Below are 24016 nucleotides of genomic sequence, written 5' to 3'. Positions count from 1 at the left end.
TGGCTGTCAGCGTCGTCGAAGCCAATGCAAGCGCAAGCATGGTGTATTTACGCATAAGTGGTCGCCCCTTTCGGTCCCTGTATGGTGACCAGAGCATGCCCAGCGGCAAGCAAAGTGGAATTGGGATTAGTCCTGATGCCATCAGGACGGCATTTCGGGGTTTGCATGGATAGATAAGGGTCGCCTTTCGACCGAATCAGGCCCTCCGCAAACCCGGAGCACGCGCCATGGCCACGACAAAATTTTCCAGGCTGACGACCCTCGCCGTGGCAATCCAATTAGGCGTGGCGGGGTGTTCGACGCCGCAAAGGCTGCCCGCAGTACCTCAGGCGTCCGCCTTGCAGTCCGAACAGGCGCTGGGCCCGGTCCGTTTCCTCGTATCTCGTGAATCGGACACCTTCGCCGCGGCTGCGCGGGATTCGCTCGCCAGGGAGCAGCAATGGCGCGCGAGCCAGGGCCAGAGCGGCGAACTGCCGCCGGCATACTTCCTCGCCATCTCCGGAGGAGGAGACAACGGGGCCTATGGAGCAGGTTTCCTAAATGGATGGACGGCGAGCGGAACGCGGCCCGAGTTCAAGGTGGTCACTGGAATCAGCACGGGCGCTCTCATCGCGCCTTTCGCCTTCCTCGGACCCAAATATGATTATGTCCTGGAGCGGGTCTATACGACGACGTCCCAGAGGGACATTTTCACCAAACGGGGTTTCAAGTCGCTGATCTGGGGCGATGCCGCGGCGGATACGACGCCGCTCGCCACCATCATCGCTTCTTACGTGACACCCGAATTCCTGAAAGAGGTGGCCGCCGAATATGCGAAGGGCCGGATCCTGCTGGTCGGCACGACCAACCTCGACTCCCTGGAGCCGGTGATCTGGAACATGGGCGCGATTGCCTCAAGCAACGATCCGGGGGCAGTGAAACTGTTCCGCAGCGTTCTGCTCGCCTCGGCCTCGATCCCGGGCGCCTTCCCGCCAGTCATGATCGACGTCAACATCGATGGGACTCCGCACCAGGAAATGCATGTCGATGGCGGAACCGTCACCCAGGTGTTTCTCTATCCGCCGTCATTCAGCGTGAACAGCGCGGCGCCGCGCAAGCGCGTCCTTTATGTGATCCGCAACGCCCGTTTGGACGCCGACTGGACCAGCACCGAGCGGAGGACGATGACGATAGCAATGCGGGCGATCGATTCGCTGACGCGAACGCAGGGCATCGGCGATCTCTACAGGATTTACACCACTGCCAACCGGGACGGGATCGACTTCAACCTCACCTATATCCCGCCGACCTTCAACACGCCGCACAATGAGCAGTTCGACACGGCCTATATGCAGTCCTTGTACAAGGTCGGCCTCGATGCGGCGAAAGCGGGCTATAGCTGGCAGAAATATCCGCCCGGATTCGATGCGCCGCTGGGACAGCAACTGTCGAAATAGGGCGTCGGGGTTTCCACTGATGGAGTGCCCCCCGCTTCGATGCGAGCGCTTGGATTGAGGAAAACCCTAGATTCGCAAGGACCTGTCATGTCTGCATTTCGTTCGACACTTTGTTTGGCCGCACTGCCTCTGGCCGCGCTGATCACGGTCGCGCCTGCGTCCGCGCAGACCAAGGATCACGCGCCAGTCGCGCTCAAATCGTCCGCGAAAATGACTCAGGACAAGGCCAATTCCGAAAGCTGGACCTACGTCCAGCCGCGGGAGGTCTTCACCAAATACCGCGGCGTGATCGTCGACCCCACGGCGGTCTATCAAGGTGCTGACGCGCAATTTGACGGTATCGACAGCGCCGACCGCTACAAGGCGGCCTCGGTGGTCACCGAAGCTCTGCGGAATGAACTCGCCAAGACTTTCCCGTCGCCAGCGACGCCGCAAGCCGACACGCTGCGCCTGAAGGTCACGATCCTCGGCGCGACCAAGACCAAGGGCGGCATCGCAACCGCGACCCGCGTCACGCCGATCGGTTTCGGCTTGAGTGCGGTCAAGAGCGCGCTTGGCAAGCCCGGCACCTTCACCGGATCGGTGCTATTCGCTGTCGAGCTCTACGATGCGAAGACCAACGAGTTGCTGCTGGCCGCGGTTCGCCGCCGCACGCCCGATCCGCTCGACGTGCCGGCAACGATCTCCCAGGAGGAAACCATCAAGGCCGTGGCCCGCGAATTCGCCGACGGAGCTCGCAAGCGCCTGGAAAACCTTACCGGCGTCGTCGCTCAATAAACCGAAATCGCGCGGTCAGGCCTGGATGAGCTGGTTCCTGACCGCGTAGCGGACCAGGTCCGCTGTCGTCCGCAGTTTCAGCTTGCGCATCGCGCTGGCCCGGTGCGTCTCCACCGTCTTGACGCTGATGTTCAGCCGCTGCGCGATTTCCTTGTTGATGCGGCCTTCCGCGACCTGCTGCACGACTTCGCGCTCACGATGCGTAAGGCTGCTGGCCGATGTCTGCGGCTTGCTCTCCAGGAACTGGTCGAGCAGCGTGTCGGAGATCGCACCCGAGAAATAGGAGCGATGGATCGACAGCGCATCGAGCGCGGCGATCAGATGCTTCTCGGTATCGGACTTCAGAACGAAGCCGCGCACGCCGGCGCGAAGCACGTCCATGATGATCTCTTCGCGGTCGTGCATCGTGTAAACGAGGATCTCGATCCGCGGAAATTCGCGCTTCAGCGCATGGCTGAGGTCGAGCCCGTTCAGTTCGGGAATCGAATAATCGAGGATCGCAATGTCGGGTCGGGTCTCTCGCGCCAGCTCCAGGCCGGAACGGCCGTCGGAAGCTTCACCGACCACTTGGTAATATGGCTTGGTGTCGAGCAATTGCCGAACGCCCCGGCGAATGGCGTCGTGATCGTCGACAATGATGATCCGTCGGATCGGGCTGCTCATATTGCCCCAGCTCTCGTCTTCGCGCGTCGCCCCCTTAAGCGGGACTGAAACTGGCCCCCAGCAACCGCTTGTTTCCCACCTTTTCGTACGGGAGCAAAGTTCAATTCCAATCAGGGTAAACCCACATCGCCGACGGGAGACACCCTTTGCGACCCAAGCAGAAAACCGGCCTCAGGGACTCTACCCGCCGTGCCTAGGGGTTCACCTGATAATAGCGCAATCCTGCCGCTGTTAGGCCAGCCGTCGCACCAGCACGCTAGTGATGGAGAATGTCGCATGAAGCGCCTTTGGTACGCGGCAACGGCCGCTGGAATGATTCTGTCCCTTGTCACAGCCCAAAGCGCTCTCGCGCAGGGGACGCAGGCACCGAAATCGGCAATGCCGGATCCGATCGCCAACGAAGGTGTGGTCGAAGACGAAGCGGTCGACGCGCTCAAGGAAATGAGCACGTTCCTGACCAGCGCCCGCACACTCCAGGTGCAAGGAGTAGGCAGTCTCGACGTCGTCACCAACGATGGACAGCGTATCCAGCTGGACGGCTCCACAAACTACAAGATCCGCAAGCCGAATGGTTTCGTCATTGACTATGTCAGTGACGTGAAGAGCCGGCGGTTCATTTACGACGGCAAGAACTTCACGGTCTATTCGCCGAAGCTCGGCTATTATTCGACGGTGGCCGCGCCAGCGACGAACCGCGAGGTGCTGCAGACGATCTACGACAAGTTCGGCATCTCGCTGCCGCTTGCCGATCTGTTCAAATGGGCGGACGGATCGAGCGACGATCGCATCAAGGCGCTACGCTCGGCCTATAATGTCGGCCCGGCGACCATCGATGGCGTCGAGACCGATCATTACGCCTTCCGCGAAGACAATGTGGATTGGGAAATCTGGATCCAACAGGGAGACCAGCCATTCCCGCGGAAGCTGGTGATTGTCGACCGCAACGACCCAGCCAAGCCGACCTTCAATACTCGGCTGCTGTGGACCCTCAACCCGGCCTTCACCGATGCGGACTTCGCCTTCGTGCCTGATGCGAACGCGAAGAAGATCCAGTTGGCCACCTACAAGGGGGGTGAGTGACATGCGCAGCAAGACATCAGCCCTGGGAATGCTCGCAGCATTCGTGAGCCTTGCGGCTTTCATGGCGCAGGAAGTTGACGCACGCGGCGGCCGCGGTGGCGGTGGCGGCGGACGTGGCGGTGGCGGTTTCAGCCGCGGCAGCAGCGGCGGCTTCGGCGGTGGCAGCCGCGGAGGCTTCAGCAGCTCTCGCGGGGGCGGCTTCGGTGGCAGCAGCGCGAGTCGCGGCGGTAGCCGCGGCGGCGGAATTTCCGGCGGCGGCTACAATCGTGGCGGCACGGGCTTCAGCCGGGGCGGCAGCTACAGCCGGCCGGGCGGAGGTGGTTACAGCCCGCCGACAACCAGGCCCGGCGGCGGGCTCGGCAGTGCCGGCGGTCGCGGCGGCGTGGGCAAGCCTGGCGGCGTTGGCGGAGCTGGCGGCGTGGGTAAGCCTGGCGGCGTCGGCGGCGTCGGCGGTGCCGGACGCCCCGGTGGCGTCGGCGGAGTCGGCAAACCCGGTAAGCCGGGCGGTGTTGGTGGTGTCGGCGGCGTCGGTGGTGTTGGCGGTGTCGGCGGTGTCGGCGGCGTTGGTGGTGTCGGTGGTGTCGGCGGTGTCGGCGGTGTCGGCGGTGTCGGCGGTGTCGGCGGCGCTGGTCGTCCGGGCAATCGGCCGGGCGGCGGCAACAACATCGGCAACGGCAACAACATCAACACTGGTGACATCAATATCGACAATGATTTTGATGGCGGCTGGGGCGATTGGGACGGCTGGGGCGATTATCCCATCGGTGCCGGCATTGCGATTGGCGCCACAGCGGCTTGGGCAACCGCTGTTGCCTATGGCTCGGCCTATTACGGGCTCCCGGGCGGCTGCTCGCCCTACGCCTGGCACACTTACACCTACTACAATTGCGGCGGATATTATTACCAGCCGCAATATGAGGGTGACACGGTGGTCTACGTGTCGGTGCCGGATCCGGCGACGGTCAGCGTCCAGACGCCGTAAGTATGACTCAGACTTCGGCCGCCCGCGGTTCCCCTCCCCGGGACCGGGCGGCCGATTTCTGATTGGGCGAGGGAAAAATGACAGTAGCGACGGTGCATGACGATGAAGGGCTGATGCCGGCGGCGACCTATGTCTCCTCCAATCGACAGCGCATCTTCCTGCTCTATTTCGTCGGCGCCCTGATCGACCTCGTCGTCCTCGGCCTCTTCGCCGAATATACCGACAAAGTCTTCGTCGACAGCTTCACAACCATGCTTCTTGCATCGATCGTGCTGCAGCTTCTGCTGAAGGCGACGATCGCCGTCGAACACAAGGTAGCCGCCTACTGGAAGGGCAAAGGCAAGAGCGGCTTTAACACTTTCATGCGCTTTTTCTGCGCCTGGCTCGTCCTGTTCGGATCCAAGTTCGTGATCCTCGAAGGATTAACCTTCATCTTCGACAAGGACATACATTTCAACGGCGTCTACCACGGCATCGTCTGGCTGATCATCATCGTCGTGACGATGGTGATCGTCGAGGAACTGGTCGTGCGCTTCTACCGAAAGCTGGCCTGATCGCCGTCCGCAAAGAATCGCAGTTTCCTCAGGGATTCTGCCTACAGATTAGCCTCCAGCATTATTCGATAAGCGCGCTCGGCTGTCTGGGGCGGCCCTGTTCGCGCGACAAACATGTGAGCGGACCGGTCGTTGACCTGGCGAGCTCCAAACAAAAGGAGTCGGACATGTTCTTGATGAGGAAGAGCATCGCGACTGCTGGTCTTGCCCTCGCTGCCGGACTGAGCCTGAGCGGATGCGCGACGGAAGACTACGTCGACCAGCACATCGCAACGGTCAACGACCGCATCACCCAGCTCGAAGCCCGGGTGGGGCAAGTCGACCAGACGGCGCAAGCGGCCAATGCCACGGCGCAGCAGGCTGCCAGCGCGGCCCAGAACGCCAATCAGCGGCTTGATGCGTTGACCGCCCGTGTCGACGCGCTCGAACAGCAACTGGCGTCCAAAAGACCGCGGAACTGACCGTCCTCTGCGGAGTTCGTCGGGCTTGCCCCGGCGGGCTCCAAGGGGCGCCGTCGCCACGACTGGACTGTAGGTGCTCGATCATATGCGCGCCATCGGCGCTTGGTTCTTTTTGGCGACTGTCATGCTGGGCTCGCCCTGCAGCGCGAATTCGGCCTACCAGGACACGCCCGAACTGGACCCACTTGCGCCGCTGCCCGAGGAAAAGCCAAGCCCGACGGATCCCGCAAGGACCGTCATGCAATGGGTTCAGGCATCGAGGGACAATGGATCCCTGCCCTACATGATCATCGACAAGGCCGCCGCCGAAGTCTTCGTCTTTAACTCTGACGGAGAGGCGCTCGGGGAAACGCCGGTCCTCATCGGATCCGCGAAGGGCGATGAGTCCGCCCCCGGCATTGGCGAGCGTGAGCTCAGGGCCATCCCACCTGAAGAACGAACGACCCCCGCCGGCCGGTTTGTCGCCAAGTTCGGGCCCGCCGCAGGCCATGCAAAAGTTATTTGGGTGGATTGGTCGACCGCAGTGTCATTGCATCCGGTCGTAACCGCAAATCGCAAAGAACGGCGCCTGGAGCGCCTCGCCTCGCCGACGCCGGAGGACAACCGGATCACATATGGCTGCATCAATGTCCCGGCATCTTTTTACAAGGATGTCGTTGCCCCCCTGCTGACCGATACGGCGGCAGTGGTCTACATCCTGCCGGAAGAGCGAAGCCTGGCCGAGGTCTTCGGGCTGCCGGGCGAAAGCGGGCAGCAGGTCAGTTCAAACTAGCCGCCGGTCACTCGGCGGCGATGGACGCGGACTCCGCTTTGGATTGACCGCACTCGTCGTCGATCAGCCAATTGCTGAGGTCGCGATCGAGGAGCTCCTGCAGCCGGAGAATCTCGCCCTCGAAACGAGCCCTGATTTCTTCCCGCATTTCATCGGAGAGGATTTGGCGCCGGGCCGGGACCCGGTTCCACCGCAATAGGCGCTTGCGCAATGAAAGCACCGCCTTCGCCGGCTTCCCCTGCGTCTCGTCATCGAGGTCGCGGACACGCTGCATGAATTGCTCGCCTGCAAAGTAATTGCGGATGGCTATGGGCGGTCGCTTGAGCAGGCGCTGCAACCAGACGTAGCGGACGTCGCGGCTGGCGCGGCGCGGTGAGAAGTCCGTGCCAATCACGGGCTCCAGGCCGCAGAACGCCATCAGCCGCCGATACTCGCCGGCCGGATTCAACTCGAGCTCGTCGAACAGGACGACATGGCAACGCTTGCGGCCAACGACGGCGAACAGGCGTTCGAGGTATGAGGCGAAGCGGCCTGCCTCGTCGTAGCGAAGCCAGCGCGGATCGGCGCAACGCGCAGGAATCCGACGACCCGCGGCACGATCCGGTGCTGCGGCCCAGGCATCGGCAAAGTCTGAAATAGTCTCGTCGCCGATGTAGATCAGCCGGCGATGCAGCGACGGCAGCATCGATAGCGGATTGCGAAGGGCAATGACGAAACGGGCATCGGGCCATAAGCGCAATATCGGCTCAAGCTGCTCCGGCATGTAAAGATAGGTCACAGAGGCATCGACCCCGACCCGCCGGTGCGGTCGCCTTGAAAAGAAACGGTTGAGGTAATCCCGCTCGACCCGTTCCTTGAGCTCCTGATCGCCCAATCCCCGCAAATCGTTCTGTGCAAAGAAATGCGGCTCTTTCACTGCAGGGAAATTGACGGCCGGATTGTCCCGGAGGAATTGCGCAAGTGTCGTGGTTCCGCAACGCGGCGCGCCAACCACGAAGACGAACCGATCGAAGTCACTGACACTGACCATTACTAGTCCTGTTGGTGTTGGCCCCGCAAAAGGCGAAACAAAGACCTGGGGCCTGACGAGCAGGCACAGGCCTTTGTTTCGAGCCCTTGCAAACTGGTTAGCCTGCTATTGTGGCAGATGCGCGGCGCTCGTCAGGACACGCACGACGACCTTGCGGGCGCCCTGGAGGCTCGCGGCATCCGGCTTCTCGATGGGAATGTTCATTTCTCCCATGGCCGAAGCGCCCAGGACGCGGCCCGGAAGCACAGTCCCGCTTTGCTTCAGATAGTTGATAACGGTCTGCGCGCGCCGGTTGCTGAGCTTTTCGTTCGCCGCGGCATTGCCACGGGGATCGGCATAGCCAAGCACCGAAATTGCATAGCCCTTGATGCCGGCTGCCTTCTTGCCGAGCGCTGTCAACCGCTGCTTGTCCTCAGGGGAAATCACCGCGCTGCCGGTCTTGAAATAGATGGTCTCCTCGGCGCGGATGTCCCACTGGCCGATCTTGGAATAGGCGGTGCGCATCTCCTGGTTGCCTGCCTGGATCTGGGCGGCCGTCTTGAAGTCCTTCGCCTTATATTCGATGTCGCGCGCCACGAGGTGGCCGCTGGAGGCATCGGCTTCGATCGTGATCGGCAATCCCGGGATGAGCGCCGACGGAGGAACGACCTCCTTCTGCCCGCCGAGAGCGCCGGACACTGAACGAATGCGCGCATCGGGAGCGAGCTGGATGGTCTGGTCGCCGGATGGCGTCTTGATCACAAGAGCGCCGTTCCGATTGGAGACAACGATGCCCTGGACTTCCTGCATCTGCGCAATTGCCGGCGCGATGTAGAGCGCTGCTGCCGCCGCACCGATAGTTAACAGCCGAATTGCACGATTGGTCATCACCCCTGCTCCTTCCAGTTTGCCCGTCGCGGCAAAGCAACGGGACGCACCTTTGGGGCTATTCTCGCGGATTCTCGTAGACCATCAGGGAAAACCCCGCCCGGGGATGGACGGGATCACTGGCGTGCAGTGGATTCGTACCAGCCGGATTCCCCGATATGGCCTTAGGGGCAATCCACAGCTTGCCGGGCTTGTTGAAAAGGCCGAGAATCCCCGACCTCGGCGCGAAGGTCCGCTCCGCTTTCCTCCCCCACCCCCCGGGGCGGACCTTCCACGAGAAACCGCGATTCCAGCCAGATTCGACATTCACGGGGCATGACCGCCTCGTCTCAGGGATTCCGCTGATAGACTTGGTAGGCCCTTGGGCAAGAACTAGCCGCTGTTCAACGGCAGGAGCGCTGGGGTGAAACGCGGGCTTTTGATTGCCGCAATGGCCGGCATGGTTCTGACATCCAATGTAGCCAATGCGGCCGCGCCTCCGGCCAGCTGGGATGGCTTGGTGAAGGTCAAGTCCAAGCGGCTTGATCTTGCCTACCTGCAGCCGGGCGCCGATTTCCGCGGCTACACAAAGGTGATGCTCGACCCGACCGAGGTCGCGTTCGAGAAGAATTGGCAGCGGGACTATAACAGCTCCAGCCGCGACCTTTCCTCGCGCGTGTCCGACCGCGACGTGCAGCAGGCCCTGGTCAAGGGCGTGGCCGCATCCAACGAGATCTTCGCCGAGGCATGGTCCAAGGGCGGCTATCAGGTGGTCACCGAGCCGGGACCCGACGTCCTCCGCATCAAGACCGGCGTTGTGAACATCACGGTCAATGCTCCGGACGTGCGGACATCGAGTCGCGGCGTCACGCTCGCCCCGGAAGCCGGGCAGGCGACCTTCTTCATCGAGGCCCGAGATTCCCTGACGGGCGCGCTTCTCGGCCGCGCGGTCGATCAACGCTACGCCGGTGATTACGGCGGCGGGAACTGGCGCACCAGCGCGAGCAACCGCGGCGACTTCCGCGATCTCGTGTCCGGTTGGGCACGGGACGGCGTCAACGGTCTCAATAACCTCAAAGCTTTGTCACCAATTCGCCCCTAGGACGAACGGAGAAATTCATGTCTGGAAATAGGACCCTCAGCCTGATTGGCGGCCTCGTCTTCCTGTGCCTGGCGGCGCTTGCGCTTTACCGATTGTTGGTCGGATTTCCGATCACGATTGGCGGCATGCACGTCGGCCAGACGATGAGCTTCTTCGCATTCGTCGCGTTCGCGGCGATTGCCCTCATCCTGTTCCGGGGTTCTCGCGCGAGGTGACGCCATGGCGACGGCAGCAGCAAAATCGAAGGCTACCAAGGTTCCCGACAACGCAACCTCGAAACTGACCGTTGGTCAGCTGGTCGAGCTGCTTTTGCCGCTGTTCTTGCTCGCACTCTTGATCACTCTGTGCGTGCAGTTGCTCGTCCCGTTCGTGGCGCTGCTGATCTGGACGACCATCCTCGCCGTCTGCTTCTACCCACTGCACAAGAAGCTCAAAGCCAAAGGCATGAAGAACAAGTGGTCGGCGACGCTGATCGGTGTCGTCCTGTCGGCATTCATCCTTGTCCCGACGGCGATCGCCGCCGCGGGCGCAGCGAGTTCGGTGCCGGCGCTAGTTTCGGCCCTGCAGAGCGGCGAGCGCCAGGTCAGGCCGCCGCCGGAGAGGCTGCATGACCTGCCGCTCATCGGCGACAAGGCCTATGTCGTTTGGCAGAAGGCCTCGACCGACATGCCTGCCTTTGCCAAGGAATATGGGCCGCAAATCGCCGCCTTCACCAAATGGCTCGTGGCCCAGGCCGGCGGACTCTTTGTTTCGGTCCTCGCGATCGTCGCCGCCATCATCTTCGCGGCGATCATGCTGGCCTACGCTGAACGGGCCCGGGAGTTCATGCTGAGGATCCTGTCCAAGATCACCGGCAGCCGCGCCAATGGCGAGCATTACATGGACGTCATCGGCGCCACCGTCCGCTCCGTCGCTAACGGCGTGATCGGAGTCGCCTTCGTCCAGGCGCTCCTCGTCGGCATCGGCCTGTTCGTCATCGGCATGCCCGGCGCGGGATTGTTGTCGATCCTCGCCATGGCGCTGGGCGTTGTACAGGTTCCGGTGGTCCTGGTGACCTTGCCTGCGATCGTCTGGGCCTTCTCGGTCAAGGCGACGACCGTCGCCATCATCTTCACAATCTGGGAGATCATCGCCGGCCTGAGCGATGCGGTGCTCAAGCCGCTGCTGATCGGTCATGGCCTGGAAGTACCGATGCCGGTCATCCTGCTCGGCGTTATCGGCGGCGTCATGGCCTACGGCCTTGTCGGCCTGTTCATCGGCGCCGTGGTCCTCGCGGTCGGCTGGGTGCTGCTCATGGAGTGGCTCGGCACACCCGCGAAAGTGAAGGCCTGATCTAGGGATCCCCTGGGTGAGACCCGAAGGCGCCGATCAGGCGCGCGACCATCACGGCCAGGTAGAGTTGGCCACCAATCACCTCGAAGGTGGCAATGCCGCGCGCCAGTTCCGTGCGCGGCAGGAAATCGCCATAGCCCAAAGTCGCCAGGGTGACGAAGCTGTAATAGATGGCGGCACCCTCGCTGAAGGCATCGGGGCCGGAAAAACTTCCGGGGGTCATGAACTCTATCGCCGAATAGATGACCCCGAAGAAAAGCCCGGCGAGAAGGTAGGTGCTGAGCGCCGCATAGACCGTTTCGCTGTCGACACGCGGCGATCTGACGACGAAGCGGAGAGTGGCCGCGGCGGCGAGGAGCCCGGTCACGCCGTAAAGCGCCAGCACGGGTCCGAAGCTTATCGGCACTTCGTCCGGCTCGGCGACGAACCGCAGCCCGATCAGCAACAATATGACGACGAACAGGATCAGGCGCCGGCCCTTGCGGGCGCTGGGCATGACCGCCGTCAGCAGGCAGGCAGCGATGAGAAGCTTGATCACGACGGCGGGAAAGCCGAGCTCGCTGGCGGCCGGCAAGGCGACCAACATCAGGAGCAGCGAATAGAAGAGCACCGCATAGCGGTTGCGACCGTAGGCCTTCTCAAGCTCGGAGCGGCCCTGGGCTTGCGTCGTCGTTTTCATAACGGCGCAGCCTCCGCTAGCCGCGGCTCAACGCAATTGGGGAAAATGAGGAGATAGAAATGCGGTCGCGCCGGCAAGAAGACGCTATTTGCAGGCACCTCCGCCGGGCCATCCGGTCCAGCCCGGTCCCTTGACGAACCGGCCAGGCTTGGCGCCCGTCGGCGTCCCGTCCTTCAACACCTGCACGCCGTTGACGAAGACGGCCTGTACCCCCGTTGCGAACTGCATCGGGTTGGCGAAGGTCGAATGGTCAGCGATGGTTGCCGGATCGAACAGCACGACGTCGGCCGCCATTCCGGCCTTGAGCTGGCCACGGTCCTGCAGACCGAGGTTGCTTGCCGGCAATGCCGACAAGCGGCGGACGGCATCGGCCAGCGAAGTCACTCTTTCGTCGCGGACATATTTGCCGAGGAAGCGGGCGAAATTGCCGTAGGATCGCGGATGGGTGCTGCTCTTGAGGAAGACGCCCTCGGGCGCCGAAGCTTCGCCGTCCGATCCGAAGCTGACCCAGGGAAGCGCGGCTTCCTTGCGGACATTGTCCTCGTTCATCAGGAAATAAATGGCGCCGGAGCGTCCCTGATCGGTCAGGACCAGATCGATCACCGCCTGCTCGGGGGAAACGCCCCGCAGCTTGGCGACCTCGGCCACCGTCTTCCCCATCAGCGGCTTGAGCGACGGGTCGACCAGGCTGGCCAGGAGTACCCCTTCCGGCCCGGCGTGGAGGTACAAATTTTCCCAGTTCGAGCCCGGCTTCAGCATGTCCGCCTTGATCCGCTCGACCGTCGCCGGGTCCTTGAGACGCTTCAGCATCGCCTCGGTGCCGCCATCCTGGACCCAGGGCGGCATGGACGCGGCGAGACCGGTCGCGCCCGCGGTGTAGGTGTACATGTCGGCGCTGATCTTGAGGCCTGACGCACGTGCAGCCTCGATCTTGGCGATGGCGGCATCGAGCTTGCCCCAATTGGCGCGGCCCATTTGCTTCAAGTGATAGATTTCGGCCGGAGCACCCGAACGGCGCGAGATTTCGATGACCTCGTCGATGCTCTCCAGCAGGCGATCGCCTTCCGAACGCATATGGCTAATGTAACGCCCGCCGCACTGGGCGGCTTCGGTGGTCAGCGCGACAAGCTCATCGGTCTCTGCGAATGTCGCCGGCGGATAGATGAGCGAGCTTCCGACCCCCAATGCGCCTTCCTGCATCGCCTGCCGCACCAGTGCGCGCATTCGCTTCAGCTGCTCCGGGGTCGGGTCGACATCATTGTCGCCAAGCTCATGCTGACGGACCGTCGTCGCGCCGACATAGGAGGCGACATTCATCGTCGTGCCGCGCTTTTCGACGAGGCTAAGGTAGTCACCAAGCGTCGTCCATTCGATCGGATATTTGAAGTCGCCCTGCTGCTCGACCGCCTGCTTCTTCATGCGGTCGTTAAGTGGGCCCATCGACCAGCCCTCGCCCATCACCTCCAGCGTGACCCCCTGCCGCAGGTCGCTCTGGCCCATGCCGTCGACCAGCAGGGACTCGGTGGCCCAGCTGAGCATGTTGATGAAGCCAGGCGCGACGGCGAGGCCGTGCGCATCGACCGTCTTGGCTGCGCTGCCTGCCTGGGACGGACCGGCATAGACGATCTTGCCGTCCTTGATGCCGATGTCACCGGTGTATGGTGTGCCGCCGCTGCCATCGTAGATGGTGCCGTTGCGGATGAGCAGGTCGTAGCTCGCGGGCGCAGTGCCTTGCGCCATTAAGCCTTGCGAGAGCACCGCCGCGAGTGCGGTCGTCAGAACCAGTGAGCGCCGGACCATGATTGCCTCCATTAACGCGCCGCGACAGGCGTGAAGTTCAGATCCTGATAGTCGAAGCTGAAGTCGGCGGTCGGCGACACTGGCTTCATGCTGATGTGATCGACCTTGCCTTCGGCATCGAGGGCGAAGGTCACATAAGCGGGTTCGATCCCCTTGTCGTCGAACCGGGCGATGAAAGTGTCATACTGGTAGTGAACCAGCGGCCCGCTCATGCGCGGCGTATCATCGAAATTGATGGCCAGGCCCGACTTGCCCTGGGACACGGTGATCTTCCCATACCACGGATCCTTGAACTGTCCGGCATAGCGGTCGAGCGATAATGAAGGACCGACCTTGGCGGGGGCCGCGGCCTTGGTCTCGACGGCGGCCTTGGCGCCCGACAGCATCGTGCCGATCAGCTGTTTGTAGCGGGCGACCCAGTCGACATAGGGACGACCGAGATAATGGTCGATCAGCTCGTAGGTCAGGCCGCGGCGAACCGCGCTTTCCTCCGCGTTCATGGTGATGGCAAAGCCGACGTTCTTTTCCGGGATCAGCACGACCATCGTGATGAATCCGAAGACGCCGCCGGAATGCGAAATGATCTTGGCGCCGCCGTAGTCGGACACTTCCCAGCCGAGCGCATAGGTCTTGAACAAGGATTGCGTGGCTTCGAAGCCGGGCGGTACTGGCGGGTTCGGCTCGATGACCTGCGGCTGCCACATCGTCGCCGACGAGGCCTCACTGAACAAAGTGCCTCCATTGGGCAGCTTGCCGTGCGCCAGCTGGATCGTGATCCACTTGGCGAGGTCGTTGGCGCTCATCGCAAGCAGGCCGGCCGGGGTCGAGGCGGCCCCGAGCTGGTCGGTTTCGTCCAGCAATTGCTGATGCCCGAGCATCCGCACGGGGCCATCGATCCGGCCGTGCGGATAGGCGCGGTTGACGGTGTGGAGGCGGCTCGGCTCGTCGCTGGTCGCGGTGGTCAGGCCGGCCGGCTTGTAGACATGGTCGCGGACATAGCTTTCATAGGTCTGGCCGCTGACAGCTTCGATCAGCGCGCCCGCGACCGTGTAGAGGATGTTGTCGTAGGCATAGCCGCTGCGGAAGCTCGTCGCCGGCTTGATGTACTTCAGGCTCTGCAGGACCGAAGCCCGGGTGCGGTTGCTACGCGGAACGAACATGAGGTCGCCGGCGCCAAGGCCAAGGCCGCTGCGATGGACCAGAAGGTCGCGCACGGTCATCTCGCGCGTGACCCAGGAATCGTACATCTGGAAGCCGGGCAGGCGGTCGACGACCTTGTCGTCCCAGCCGAGCTTGCCGGCATCGACAAGGGTCGCGAGCGCGGCCACCGTGACCGCCTTGCCGGTCGATCCGGTCATGAAGATCGTGTCGGCGTCGACCGGGTCATTGGTCCCGATCTTCCTTACACCATAACCCTTGGCGAGCACCGTCTTGCCATTCTCGACAATGGCGATCGCCATGCCGGGCGTTTCCGACGCGACCCTGAGTGCCTCGACCCTCTGGTCGAAATTGGCGGGAGGATCGGCCAGTGCCGGTGCGGCAAAGGCCAGCGCGATCAGCGCGACGGAATGACGGAATTTCATGCAACCTCCAGGGGTGTCGTGCGGTGCTTCGCCAGGCGCCAGACGCCGAGTGTCACGAGCGGCAGGACGAAGACGGCGAGGAAAATGTAGGCGAGCGCGCGGTATCCATTGGCGATCAGCGCAACGAGGCCGAAGCGCCCGGCCGCAAACATGCACAATGCGAGCAGGACCAAACCGATCAACAGGCGCGCGCGGTGCGAAAGCTCGGTGCCGCGGCTCGCCTTCCAGGCATGCCCGATCCGCTCGTTGATGGCGTGGACGCCGCTCGTCCCGCTCTCGAGCAGCGCCGAGAAGATCATCGCCTGAAACAGCAAATGGAACCAGGGAAGTCCTATTTTCTGCAACAGGAAGTCGGACGGGAGAGCGGCGTCCTTGATGGCCGGATAGAAGGCGACCATCGGAATGAAGAACAGCAGCGCCGGCAGCATCGTCAGCGGCCCGGCGATGATGCCGGAAACCACGGCATCGCGATCGGTGACGAGGTGCCGCAGCACCGGCAGGATGATGACGGCGCCGACGGTATTGTAGCTGGCATAGGTAAGGCCGCCGATGGCCCAGCCCGCCGTCTCCGGATGCGACGCAAACGCCGGTCCAAGCAGGTGGCCGAATGCGGCCAAGGCAAAAACGATGAACAGCGCGTAGACGCCGAAGAGCAAATAGGAGACGCCGGTGAACAGGCGCTCGACCGCTTTGTTGCCGAAGGTCACCACACCGGCGATGCCCAACATCAGGGCGACCGTCCCCACCCAGTCCGGCGCGCCAAAAACCGCGGCCGCGATTGCACCGGCGGCCGCCCCGTAGACGGCGAGGATGAGGACCACGAGCAACAAATAGCCAAGCTCGAAGGCGATCCAGCCGGGACCGAGCAGGCTCTTGAAAAAGGTCCGGTAATCGAACGCCTGGATGCGCCGGGCGAGCATGAAGGTGATGACCGACAAGACGCTCATGATGACGGTCGCAAGACCGATTGCCATGAGTCCGCCGCGAGGGCCGGCTGGAAGGAAGAATTCGGCCAACTCGCGGCCGGTCGCATAGCCGCCACCAATGACGAACGCCTTCAGTGCGAGGCCGGGGAGCAGGATGCGCTTGAACCAGCTGTGCTCACTCGCGGCTTGTGACGTCACGGCTTCAGGCACTCATCGATCAGCCTGTCGAACGCAGGCCCGCCACGGATGGGATCTGCGACCGGCAGGCACAGCCGCTCCGACTCCGAAGCACAAAGCGCGTCTGCCTCTTCGGCGGACAAGTAGGACGTGTTCAGCGCCACGCCCCCGCACCGGATTCGCGGGTTCGTCCGCGAGCCCAGCGCAATCGTCAGCCGGATGATTTCCTCGATCGTCGGCACCGCGAATTCCTCGTCACCGAGCACCCTGGTCCGCCGCTGGTCATGGCAGACGACGAACACATCGGGTTGGCTACCGTGAAGCAGCGACAGCGACACTCCGGAGAATGCAGGGTGCAGGATCGAGCCCTGCCCTTCGATGACGTCCCAATGATCGGCCGGCGCATCCGGGCTGAGAATCTCGGCGGCACCGGCGGCGAAATCGGCGACGACCGCGTCCATCGGGATGCCGCCGCCGGCAATCATGATGCCGGTCTGGCCCGTCGCCCTGAAATCCGCGTCAACTCCGCGAGCGGATAATGCACGGGCAATCGCCAAGGCCGTATATTTCTTTCCCAATGCGCAGTCGGTCCCGACGGTCAGCAGCCGTTTGCCGCTGCGCTTCAATCCGGTCGCAATCGGGATGTCGACAGGCGGCGTGCGCACATCGATGAGGCGGCGGCCAAGCCGCTCGGCGGTGTAGCGAAGTTCCGTAATCTGGCCGAGCTTCGCATGCATGCCGCTGACGATATCCAGGCCAGCTTCGAGTGCTTCCACCAAAGCGGGAATCCATGCCTCGGCAATGAACCCCCCGGTGTTGGCGACCCCGATCACCAGCGATCGAGCACCCCGGTCGACCGCCTCGGCCGGCGTCAGCCGCGGCAGGTCGAGCGTGACCGTGGCGTCGGGAAGTGCAAACTCCCCGACGCATTGGTGCGGCGCCCAATCGCGCAACCCGAACGCGGTCTTGGCATAGCCCCGCTCGACCGTATCCCCGAGGAACAAGAGATACGGGCCGAGCGGAGCATTGCCTTTCTGCTTTGGCACACGGGGTGCCTGGGCGAGATCGACCATCCTTAGAATCGAGTATCCAGGCTGATGCCGAACGTCCGCGGTTGGTTGATCGTCACGTCGGCGAAATTTAAGCCAAGCTGCAGGTAGTCCGTGGTGCCCAAATATGCGCGCTCGTCAGTCAGGTTGCGGGCGAACAGACCAAGTTCCCATGGTCCGTGTGAAACACCGGCAGTGAGGTCGAGCAAGGTGTATGAAGGCAACTTGCCTCCATCCTGCACGCTTACCGCACGCTTACCGACATAACGCAGCCCACCGCCGACCCGTCCGTTCCAGTCTTGAGCGATCCGGAAGCTGTAATCCGCATTAAGTGACCAGCTCCACTTCGGGATGAGCGGCAGCCGGGCGCCATCGGGACCAGCGTTCGAGTCCTCTGTAAGCTGTGCATCGGTGTAAGCGCCGTTGAAGCCGATCCGAGCACCCTTGAACGGCCGATACAGCGTATTGAACTCAACTCCGTTGACCGCCGCTTTGCCCCCATTGTCCGCGCCCGTGAAGATGAAGATTTGGACCGGGATCTGAATGTTCTTCCAGTCGATATGGTAGGCGGAGAGTTCCAGATCGACACGGTGTTCGAAGAAACTCCCCTTGAGACCGGCCTCATAGTTGATCAATTTGTCGGCTTCGAAGGTCGGCGGGCCATCGATGAGAGGAACAACCACGTTGGGACCACCCGGTCGATAGCCCGTAGCGACGCGTGCATATGCCATGATGTCCGGCGTGAAATGATAGCGCGCATTGGCCATCCAGGTGACCACGCTTTCCTTCGAAGTGCCGTCGGCAGAGAGCGTGAACACCGGATCTGGAGATACGCCGTCAAACTGATTGAATTCCTGGGAGAAATTCTGGGTGTTGTGCGCCCAGCGGAGGCCGCCGGTGACCTCAAAATTCTCGAAGGGCCGAACGGTTACGTCACCGAAGAGAGCAAATTCCTCAAAGGTCGTCGGCAGATCGATCGAAAGATTCGTGAAAAGAAAGGTCGGATTGCTGCCCGTGGTGAACAAGCTCAACGCCTGGCTGACGGGTGCGTCTTCATTCGTGTAGAAAGCACCCACCAACCATTCAAACGTGCCGCCTGTCGGTGAAGCCAATCGAGCTTCCTGAGTGAACTTCTTGACGCTGATGTCGGTGAGCAAGTCGGCAAGAACACCCGGATTGGGAGCGAGACCGAACGGAACGGTCGCGTCAATGCGCTGGGCGATGTCATACTTGCTGTAGCTGGTCGCTGACGTGAACGTGGCAAAATCCAGGTCCGCGTTGAACGTCGCCCCAAAGAAGAGGACGTCCCGCTTGAACGGTTCATCCATGTACCGGATGAGATCGCGGTCGCCGACCAGCGGATCGAAGTCGTCTCTGTCGACCGCAATGCTGGCATTGCCATCGGCTCGGGTTTTTTGAACTAGGCCCTCGAGCTTTAGGTTCACCTGCGGGTTGATCTGAACCTGCAGCGCAAGCCTGCCGCCCGTCTGTTCGACCTCGTTCACGTCATCCTTGTTCGCGTGGAAGCCTGCCGGGACGCCGTTTCCGTCGACTGAATCGAACGTAACCGTGTTGATGTAGCCCGGCGTCTTTTGCTTGAAGAGGCTGAGACGCGCGGCAACTTTGTCGGTTACGATGGGAACGTTGGCCGTGCCGCGCACTCCCCATCCGAGATCGCCTGCGCCGTTGATGGAATCGAGTTCACCGCCGACGCGGAACTCCAGTTGATCGAGGTCGGCAGGGCGAAGGTTGTAACTCAGGATGCCGCCCATGGAGCTGGCGCCGTAGAGCGTGCCCTGCGGGCCGCGGAGCACCTCGATCCGGTCAAGGTCATAGGGCAGGAGATCGAGCGCGAAGGTAGCGCTACGGGCGTATGCAGAACTCGACCCCAACGGAAGGTCGCCGATGTAGGTGCCGACCGTTGCACCACCCACACCCAATTCCGAGCTGACACCGCGAAGAGCGATAGACGTCTGACCCGGCGTTCCAGCCGACCCGACAATCAGACCTGGAACGTAGGTGGCGTATTCGGAAAGCGAATATGCATGTGCTTTCTCGAGCCGATCGCCGCTGATGACCGAAACGGATGCCGGGACGTCCAGAACCGCTTCCGCGCGCTTCTGAGCGGTGACGACGATTTTTTCCTCGCTTTGATCGCTCGCGGCCGAACCACCCTCAGCCGTCGGATCCTGCGCGACCGCCACCGTTGTGGCTGCAGTGTCCTGTGCGAAGGCTGCCCCCGAAATCGTCAGGCAAAAGCCCGCCGCCGACGCCAGCAATGCAAAGCGTGATGTTTGTCCGAACTTAGTCATGTTCACTCCCCTTGAACCAGTTTCCGCCGCCCTCACGGCAGATTTACGCAGCGCCGAAGCGCCAGAAATTCCCCAGGAATTCGATGTCATGCAGCCACCTCCAGCGCCGGTTCTCGCGGTGGCGAGACCTGCCCGAGGATCCGCCTCGTCGGCCGGTCGAGCAGGTACAGGATGGCCGCTGCGATCGAGGCGATGCCCGCGAGCAGCACGAAGAATTGGATATGGTCGAGGTGGCTCCAGAGGCGCCCGACCTGGCCGGCCGCGAGGCTGCCGGCGAAGGTTGCAAGGTACCAGGAGGCGACCGTGGTCGCGCCGAGTTTCTGCGGCGCGAGGCGCGCAAAAACGCCCAGGCCGTTCGGCAGGATGTAGAGTTCGCCGAGCGTGAAAACGACGAAGTAGCTGAGCAGCCACAGCCAGTGAGCGCGCCCACCGCCGCTGAAGGCCTCGGCGCCGGCAACCAGCAAATAGGACGCTGCAACGATCAGCGCACCGCACGCCATCTTCTGCGTTGGCGACAGCTCGCGGCCCTTTTCCGCCTGGCGCTTCCACCGCGCCAGTAGCAACGGCGTCATCACCATGACGAGCAGCGGGTTGAGCGAGAAGAACATGGCCGCGCCGATCTCGACCCCGCCGATCACCCGACTCACATCGTCGCGCATCCACAACGCGAACGTATTACCGATCTGCTCATAAGCGCCGCGGAAGATCGTCACGGCAAGCCCGATGCCGAGCAGCAGCAGGATGGTGTCGCGGCCGCGATGCGACTTCGCGGCGGTGGGCGTCGCTGGTTCAACCTGCGCCTGTTCGTCGGGCAAATAGGGCTTGCCCCAGAGATAGATGAAAAGGCCCGAAAGCATGCCGACGCCGGCGGCACCGAAGCCCCAGTGCCAGCCATATCGCTCGCCGAGGAAACCACAGACCAAAGGCGCCAGGAAAGCGCCCAGGTTCACGCCGACATAATAGACGTTGTAGGCCCAGGGCCGGCGCGGATCGTCGGCCTTGTAGAGGTCGTTGATCTGGCTCGGCAGGGTGGGAAGGAACAGGCCGTTGCCGAGCGCGATGGTCGCCAGCGCGAAATAGAAGGCCGGCTGGAAGGCCATCATGAAATGGCCCGCCGCCATGACGGTCGCACCGATGATCACCGCCCGGCGCTTGCCCAGCCAGCGATCGGCGATCGTCCCGCCGATGATCGGCGTGAAATAAGCGAAAGCGGTGTAGAGGCCGTAGATGCTGGAGGCCTTTTCCTGGCCGAACAGCATCGTCGTCGTCATGTAATAGACGAGCAGCGCCCGCATTCCGAAGTAGGAGAATTGCTCCCACATGTTCGTGAGGAACAGGATTGTCAGGCCGCGCGGCTGACCGAACCAGTTCCCCTGCGCGCTCACGCGGCAAACACCGTCGAAGGCGTGCCCCAGACCTCGTCCGGGCACCAGATCCTGCCGTCGCCATATTCGACACCCGGCACACGGTCCTCTTTGAGGAAGGTGGGGCCATCGAGGTCGACGATCTCGCAGAGTTGGCCGAGGATGAACGCCGGCGCCATCGCCAGGCTGGTGCCGACCATGTTGCCGACCATCACGCCCAGGCCAAGCCGTCGCGCTTCCTTGGCGATCAGCAGCGCCTCGGTCAGGCCGCCGCACTTGTCGAGCTTGATGTTCACGACCTGGAAGCGGCCGACCAGCCCGGCGACATCGTCGAGGCTGAGCGCGCTCTCGTCGGCGGCCAGCGGGATGGCGCTGTTGAACCGATCCAGGTCCGCCTCCGCCCCGCGGCGCAGCGGCTGCTCGATGAGCGAGACTTTCAGGCGGTCCATGGCCTGGATCAAAGCGTTCAGATCCTGGATGCCATAGCCCTGGTTGGCGTCGACACCGATCCAGACATCCGGGCGCGCTTCGCGGACAGCCCGCACGCGGGCGACGTCCAGCTCTAGCGAGCCCGTCAGTTTGATCTTGATGGCACGCGCGCCGACGTAGTTGCGCGCACCTTCTGCCATGATTTCCGGTTCGTCGGCGCCGAGTGTGAAGGTCGTCACCAGCGGCTTCAGCGCGTCGAATCCCGCAAGCTTGTAGGCGGGGACGTTCTGGCGGCTCGCCTCCAGTTCCCACATCGCGCAATCGACCGCGTTGCGGGCGCCGCCGGGTGGGAGGATCTGGCGGAGTTCCTCTCGGCTTTCGCATGCTTCGATGGCCACGCGATTGGCTTCGAGCTGCTCGATCATCTGCGGCGCCTCGTCGCCGAGATAATAGACACCGCCGCCCTCGCCGCGCCCGCGGTGCGTTCCGTCGGTCAGCTCGACGACGACCAGGTCGGACGCCTCGAAGACATAACCGGATATGCGGAACGGCGCCGCGAGCGCGTGACGCTCGACCCGATAGGCTAAGGACTGGCCCATCAGTACTTCGTCGCGAAGCCGATCAGGTGGTAGACGAGGCCGATCCAGAGGATCGTCGCCGACGACACGACCAGCAGCAGGCTCCAGAGCTTGGCCTTCCAGGTCGCCTTCCAGCCGCCCGTCCGCCGCCAGACGCTGAGCGCGTACCAGAGCGTCGCCAGGAAGCCGCCGATGAAGGTGATGAAGGTGATGACCTGGACCGTCAGCACGACCGGCAGGAAGCTGGCGCTGAGGTAATTGAGGTCGCCGAACATCGTCGAAATCATGACAATCCAGGCCACAAGCGTGAGCAGGATCGCGGTCGCGGCGATGCGGCTCGCCTTGTAGGCCTTGAGCTCACGCCCTTCGAGCGCAAGCTTGGCGCCATATTTGCGGCGAACCAGCGCCCGGACCGGCCACAGGACCGTGGTCAGGAACAGGACTGCGAGGCCGAGATAGGTCAGCGGCAGCAGCCAGGCCGAATCCTGGTACCAGGGCGTGCGGTCCCAGACGATGATCGGGGCGACGCTGCCGAGGCTGAAGCGGACGGCCTTGCCATTGACGACATTGGCGCCGAGGGTTTCGTGGCTGTCCGGATCGCGCCACTGCATCGGGCCGGACGCGACCCATTTCCGCGGCTGGCCGCCAAGGCCCATGAACAGTGCGTCGGCGACGACCGGACGGCCGTCGGCATCGACACCGACCTTGGTCTGGCTGATCAGGTCGACGACGCCGATGAAGGTCGAGAACGACCGGCGCGAAGTCGACCAGGTGCCGGCCAGCTTTTCAGCATTGGCGCGGGCGTCCTTGGCATCGAGTGTCCGGACATCCGCCGGTGCCGGGAAGTAGCGGTCCGCGAACTTCTCGAGCAGCGCGGTGCGCAGGGCATGTGCGGCGCCTTCCTTGCCTGGGCTGTTGAACGACACGAACAGGCCGACATTGTCATTCAGGAAGAGATGCAAATCGCTGTGGAACGCGACCGTATCGCCGCCGTGCGAGTCGACCCGATGCCCATTGATGTCCGACTGGTAGAAGCCGAGCGACATCTTCTGCAGGCCGGGAATGGGATCGTTGGCCGTCGTGTGCATCAGCTTGGCGGTTTCCGGCTTCAGCAGCGGGCCGCCGTTGTTGAGATGGGCGATCATGAAACGGCCCATGTCGTCGCCGCTGGCGGCAAGGCTGCCGGCCGGGGAAACGCCGACATATTCATAGCCGTAGGGTTTGTCCTTGCCGGGCAAATAGCCCTGCGACATGTACGGCTTCAGGTTGGCGGGAAGCGGCTGGCTGAAGGTCGCCAACTTCATCCCCGCGGGCGCGAAGACGTGCTGCTGGATATAATCGTCGAACGGCTGGCCAGAGACTCGGCTGACGATGTAGCCGGCGATCGCGGTCGCATAGTTCGAATAGGCCGGAGTCGTGCCCGGGTCATAAACCCGCTTCGGAATCCAGCGCTTGATGATCTGGTCGTAGGGGACGTACTTCTTCTGATCGATGGCGATCAGGTCCATCACCTGCTCTTCGAAACCCGACGTGTGGGTCATGATGTTGCGCAGCGTGATCGGCTTGCCGTTGCGCGGCGGCACCTTGAAATCGATATATTTGTTGATGTCCTCGTCGAGGTTCAGCTTGCCCTCCTGGACCAGCTGCATGACCGCGGTCCAGGTGAAGAGCTTGGAGATCGAACCCGGGCGGAACAGGGTGCTGTGCGGATCGACAGGCGAGCGCTTGGCGACGTCCGAATAGCCGTAGCCCCGGCTGGTCAGGATCTGGCCGTCCTTGACGACGACCACCACGGCACCGGGAATATCTGCCCGGCCGATCGCGATCGGCACGTAGCCGTCGAGCCAGGCATTGACGTCTTGCGCGTCGAGCGGTGCGGCGACTCCGCTCGAATCCGCCGCCGCGGGGAGCGACTCGGCGCTGGGTGCTGCAGTAACAGTGGGCTTGGGGCCCAAAGTCGGTTGAACGGTCTGGGCATTAGCGCCAGACAGGACGGCAGCCCCCAGAATCGCCGCAAAGAATGCAGCCAATTTCCGCATTTTTCTCTCCCCTCCAAACGATTTGCTCATCAGAGGCAAATCGCC

Annotated in this window: 22 protein-coding genes; 10 read left to right on the top strand and 12 right to left on the bottom strand. The window is 62.8% G+C overall.

Annotated elements, in window-relative coordinates; translation table 11 throughout:
* Positions 1-338: 338 nt before the first annotated feature.
* The gene (locus LZ536_RS09740) at positions 339-1436 is read left to right on the top strand and encodes a patatin-like phospholipase family protein (RefSeq protein WP_249848503.1); all 1098 of its coding nucleotides are present in this window, start codon (positions 339-341) and stop codon (positions 1434-1436) included.
* A gap of 87 nt (positions 1437-1523) precedes the next feature.
* On the top strand, positions 1524-2213 hold the full coding sequence (locus LZ536_RS09735; protein ID WP_249848502.1) for a DUF3313 domain-containing protein: 690 nt from the start codon (positions 1524-1526) through the stop codon (positions 2211-2213).
* A 15-nt stretch (positions 2214-2228) separates the two neighbouring features.
* Here the strand turns inward: LZ536_RS09735 and LZ536_RS09730 are convergent, their stop codons facing one another.
* The gene (locus tag LZ536_RS09730; RefSeq protein WP_249848501.1) at positions 2229-2876 is read right to left on the bottom strand and encodes a response regulator; all 648 of its coding nucleotides are present in this window, start codon (positions 2874-2876) and stop codon (positions 2229-2231) included.
* A 276-nt stretch (positions 2877-3152) separates the two neighbouring features.
* Here LZ536_RS09730 and LZ536_RS09725 point away from each other — a divergent pair, with 276 nt between their 5' ends.
* The 5 genes from LZ536_RS09725 to LZ536_RS09705 all read left to right on the top strand — a co-directional run bounded on the left by LZ536_RS09725 (position 3153) and on the right by LZ536_RS09705 (position 6725).
* Entirely contained in the window at positions 3153-3956 is an 804-nt protein-coding gene (locus LZ536_RS09725) for a DUF2092 domain-containing protein (RefSeq protein WP_249848500.1), read from the top strand.
* A gap of 1 nt (position 3957) precedes the next feature.
* The gene (locus LZ536_RS09720; RefSeq protein ID WP_249848499.1) at positions 3958-4938 is read left to right on the top strand and encodes a hypothetical protein; all 981 of its coding nucleotides are present in this window, start codon (positions 3958-3960) and stop codon (positions 4936-4938) included.
* Positions 4939-5015: 77 nt separating this feature from the next.
* Positions 5016-5492 (top strand): hypothetical protein, encoded by a 477-nt coding sequence (locus tag LZ536_RS09715; protein ID WP_249848498.1) that lies wholly within the window; start codon positions 5016-5018, stop codon positions 5490-5492.
* Between the two features lie 167 nt (positions 5493-5659).
* Positions 5660-5953 (top strand): hypothetical protein, encoded by a 294-nt coding sequence (locus LZ536_RS09710; protein ID WP_249848497.1) that lies wholly within the window; start codon positions 5660-5662, stop codon positions 5951-5953.
* Positions 5954-6077: 124 nt separating this feature from the next.
* Positions 6078-6725, top strand: coding sequence for a hypothetical protein (locus tag LZ536_RS09705; protein WP_249848496.1), 648 nt, complete (start codon positions 6078-6080; stop codon positions 6723-6725).
* 7 nt (positions 6726-6732) lie between these two features.
* Here LZ536_RS09705 and LZ536_RS09700 read toward each other — a convergent pair whose 3' ends face one another.
* Both LZ536_RS09700 and LZ536_RS09695 read right to left on the bottom strand, forming a co-directional pair.
* Entirely contained in the window at positions 6733-7755 is a 1023-nt protein-coding gene (locus LZ536_RS09700; protein WP_249848495.1) for a sulfotransferase family protein, read from the bottom strand.
* 105 nt (positions 7756-7860) lie between these two features.
* Positions 7861-8622: an OmpA family protein gene (locus tag LZ536_RS09695; protein WP_249848494.1), complete on the bottom strand. Its 762-nt coding sequence runs from the start codon at positions 8620-8622 to the stop codon at positions 7861-7863.
* A gap of 403 nt (positions 8623-9025) precedes the next feature.
* Between LZ536_RS09695 and LZ536_RS09690 the strand changes: the two genes are divergently transcribed.
* Genes LZ536_RS09690 through LZ536_RS09680 form a run of 3 tightly spaced genes read left to right on the top strand, consistent with a single transcriptional unit; the run spans position 9026 to position 11035 of the window.
* The gene (locus tag LZ536_RS09690; RefSeq protein ID WP_249848493.1) at positions 9026-9703 is read left to right on the top strand and encodes a DUF3313 family protein; all 678 of its coding nucleotides are present in this window, start codon (positions 9026-9028) and stop codon (positions 9701-9703) included.
* Positions 9704-9720: 17 nt separating this feature from the next.
* Complete coding sequence (locus LZ536_RS09685; protein WP_249848492.1) at positions 9721-9918, top strand: hypothetical protein; 198 nt, start codon at positions 9721-9723, stop codon at positions 9916-9918.
* A 4-nt stretch (positions 9919-9922) separates the two neighbouring features.
* Entirely contained in the window at positions 9923-11035 is a 1113-nt protein-coding gene (locus LZ536_RS09680) for an AI-2E family transporter (RefSeq protein WP_249848491.1), read from the top strand.
* Position 11036: 1 nt separating this feature from the next.
* Here the strand turns inward: LZ536_RS09680 and LZ536_RS09675 are convergent, their stop codons facing one another.
* The 9 genes from LZ536_RS09675 to LZ536_RS09635 form a co-directional block, all read right to left on the bottom strand.
* Positions 11037-11714, bottom strand: coding sequence for a potassium channel family protein (locus tag LZ536_RS09675; protein WP_249848490.1), 678 nt, complete (start codon positions 11712-11714; stop codon positions 11037-11039).
* An 84-nt stretch (positions 11715-11798) separates the two neighbouring features.
* Positions 11799-13514: an N-acyl-D-amino-acid deacylase family protein gene (locus LZ536_RS09670; RefSeq protein WP_249848489.1), complete on the bottom strand. Its 1716-nt coding sequence runs from the start codon at positions 13512-13514 to the stop codon at positions 11799-11801.
* Between the two features lie 11 nt (positions 13515-13525).
* Positions 13526-15097, bottom strand: a complete 1572-nt coding sequence (locus tag LZ536_RS09665; RefSeq protein WP_249848488.1) for a serine hydrolase — start codon at positions 15095-15097, stop codon at positions 13526-13528.
* Positions 15094-16221, bottom strand: coding sequence for a YkvI family membrane protein (locus LZ536_RS09660; RefSeq protein ID WP_249848487.1), 1128 nt, complete (start codon positions 16219-16221; stop codon positions 15094-15096). Before LZ536_RS09660 ends, LZ536_RS09665 begins: the two co-directional genes overlap by 4 nt.
* Complete coding sequence (locus LZ536_RS09655) at positions 16218-17246, bottom strand: N-acetyltransferase DgcN family protein (RefSeq protein WP_249848486.1); 1029 nt, start codon at positions 17244-17246, stop codon at positions 16218-16220. The genes LZ536_RS09660 and LZ536_RS09655 overlap by 4 nt, the downstream gene beginning before the upstream one ends.
* A 29-nt stretch (positions 17247-17275) precedes the next feature.
* A complete protein-coding gene (locus tag LZ536_RS09650; protein ID WP_249848485.1) occupies positions 17276-19561 on the bottom strand; it encodes a TonB-dependent receptor in 2286 nt (761 codons plus the stop codon).
* Positions 19562-19647: 86 nt separating this feature from the next.
* Positions 19648-20946, bottom strand: coding sequence for a peptide MFS transporter (locus LZ536_RS09645; protein ID WP_249848484.1), 1299 nt, complete (start codon positions 20944-20946; stop codon positions 19648-19650).
* Positions 20943-21953, bottom strand: a complete 1011-nt coding sequence (locus LZ536_RS09640; RefSeq protein WP_249848482.1) for a dipeptide epimerase — start codon at positions 21951-21953, stop codon at positions 20943-20945. Before LZ536_RS09640 ends, LZ536_RS09645 begins: the two co-directional genes overlap by 4 nt.
* Entirely contained in the window at positions 21953-23971 is a 2019-nt protein-coding gene (locus tag LZ536_RS09635; RefSeq protein ID WP_249848481.1) for a serine hydrolase domain-containing protein, read from the bottom strand. Before LZ536_RS09635 ends, LZ536_RS09640 begins: the two co-directional genes overlap by 1 nt.
* Positions 23972-24016 lie beyond the last annotated feature (45 nt).

The organism is Sphingomonas alba (assembly GCF_023516555.1).
GTDB lineage: Bacteria > Pseudomonadota > Alphaproteobacteria > Sphingomonadales > Sphingomonadaceae > Sphingomicrobium > Sphingomicrobium album.
Note: the sequence above shows the minus strand (reverse complement) of the source record. Positions and strands in the feature narration are given on the sequence as shown.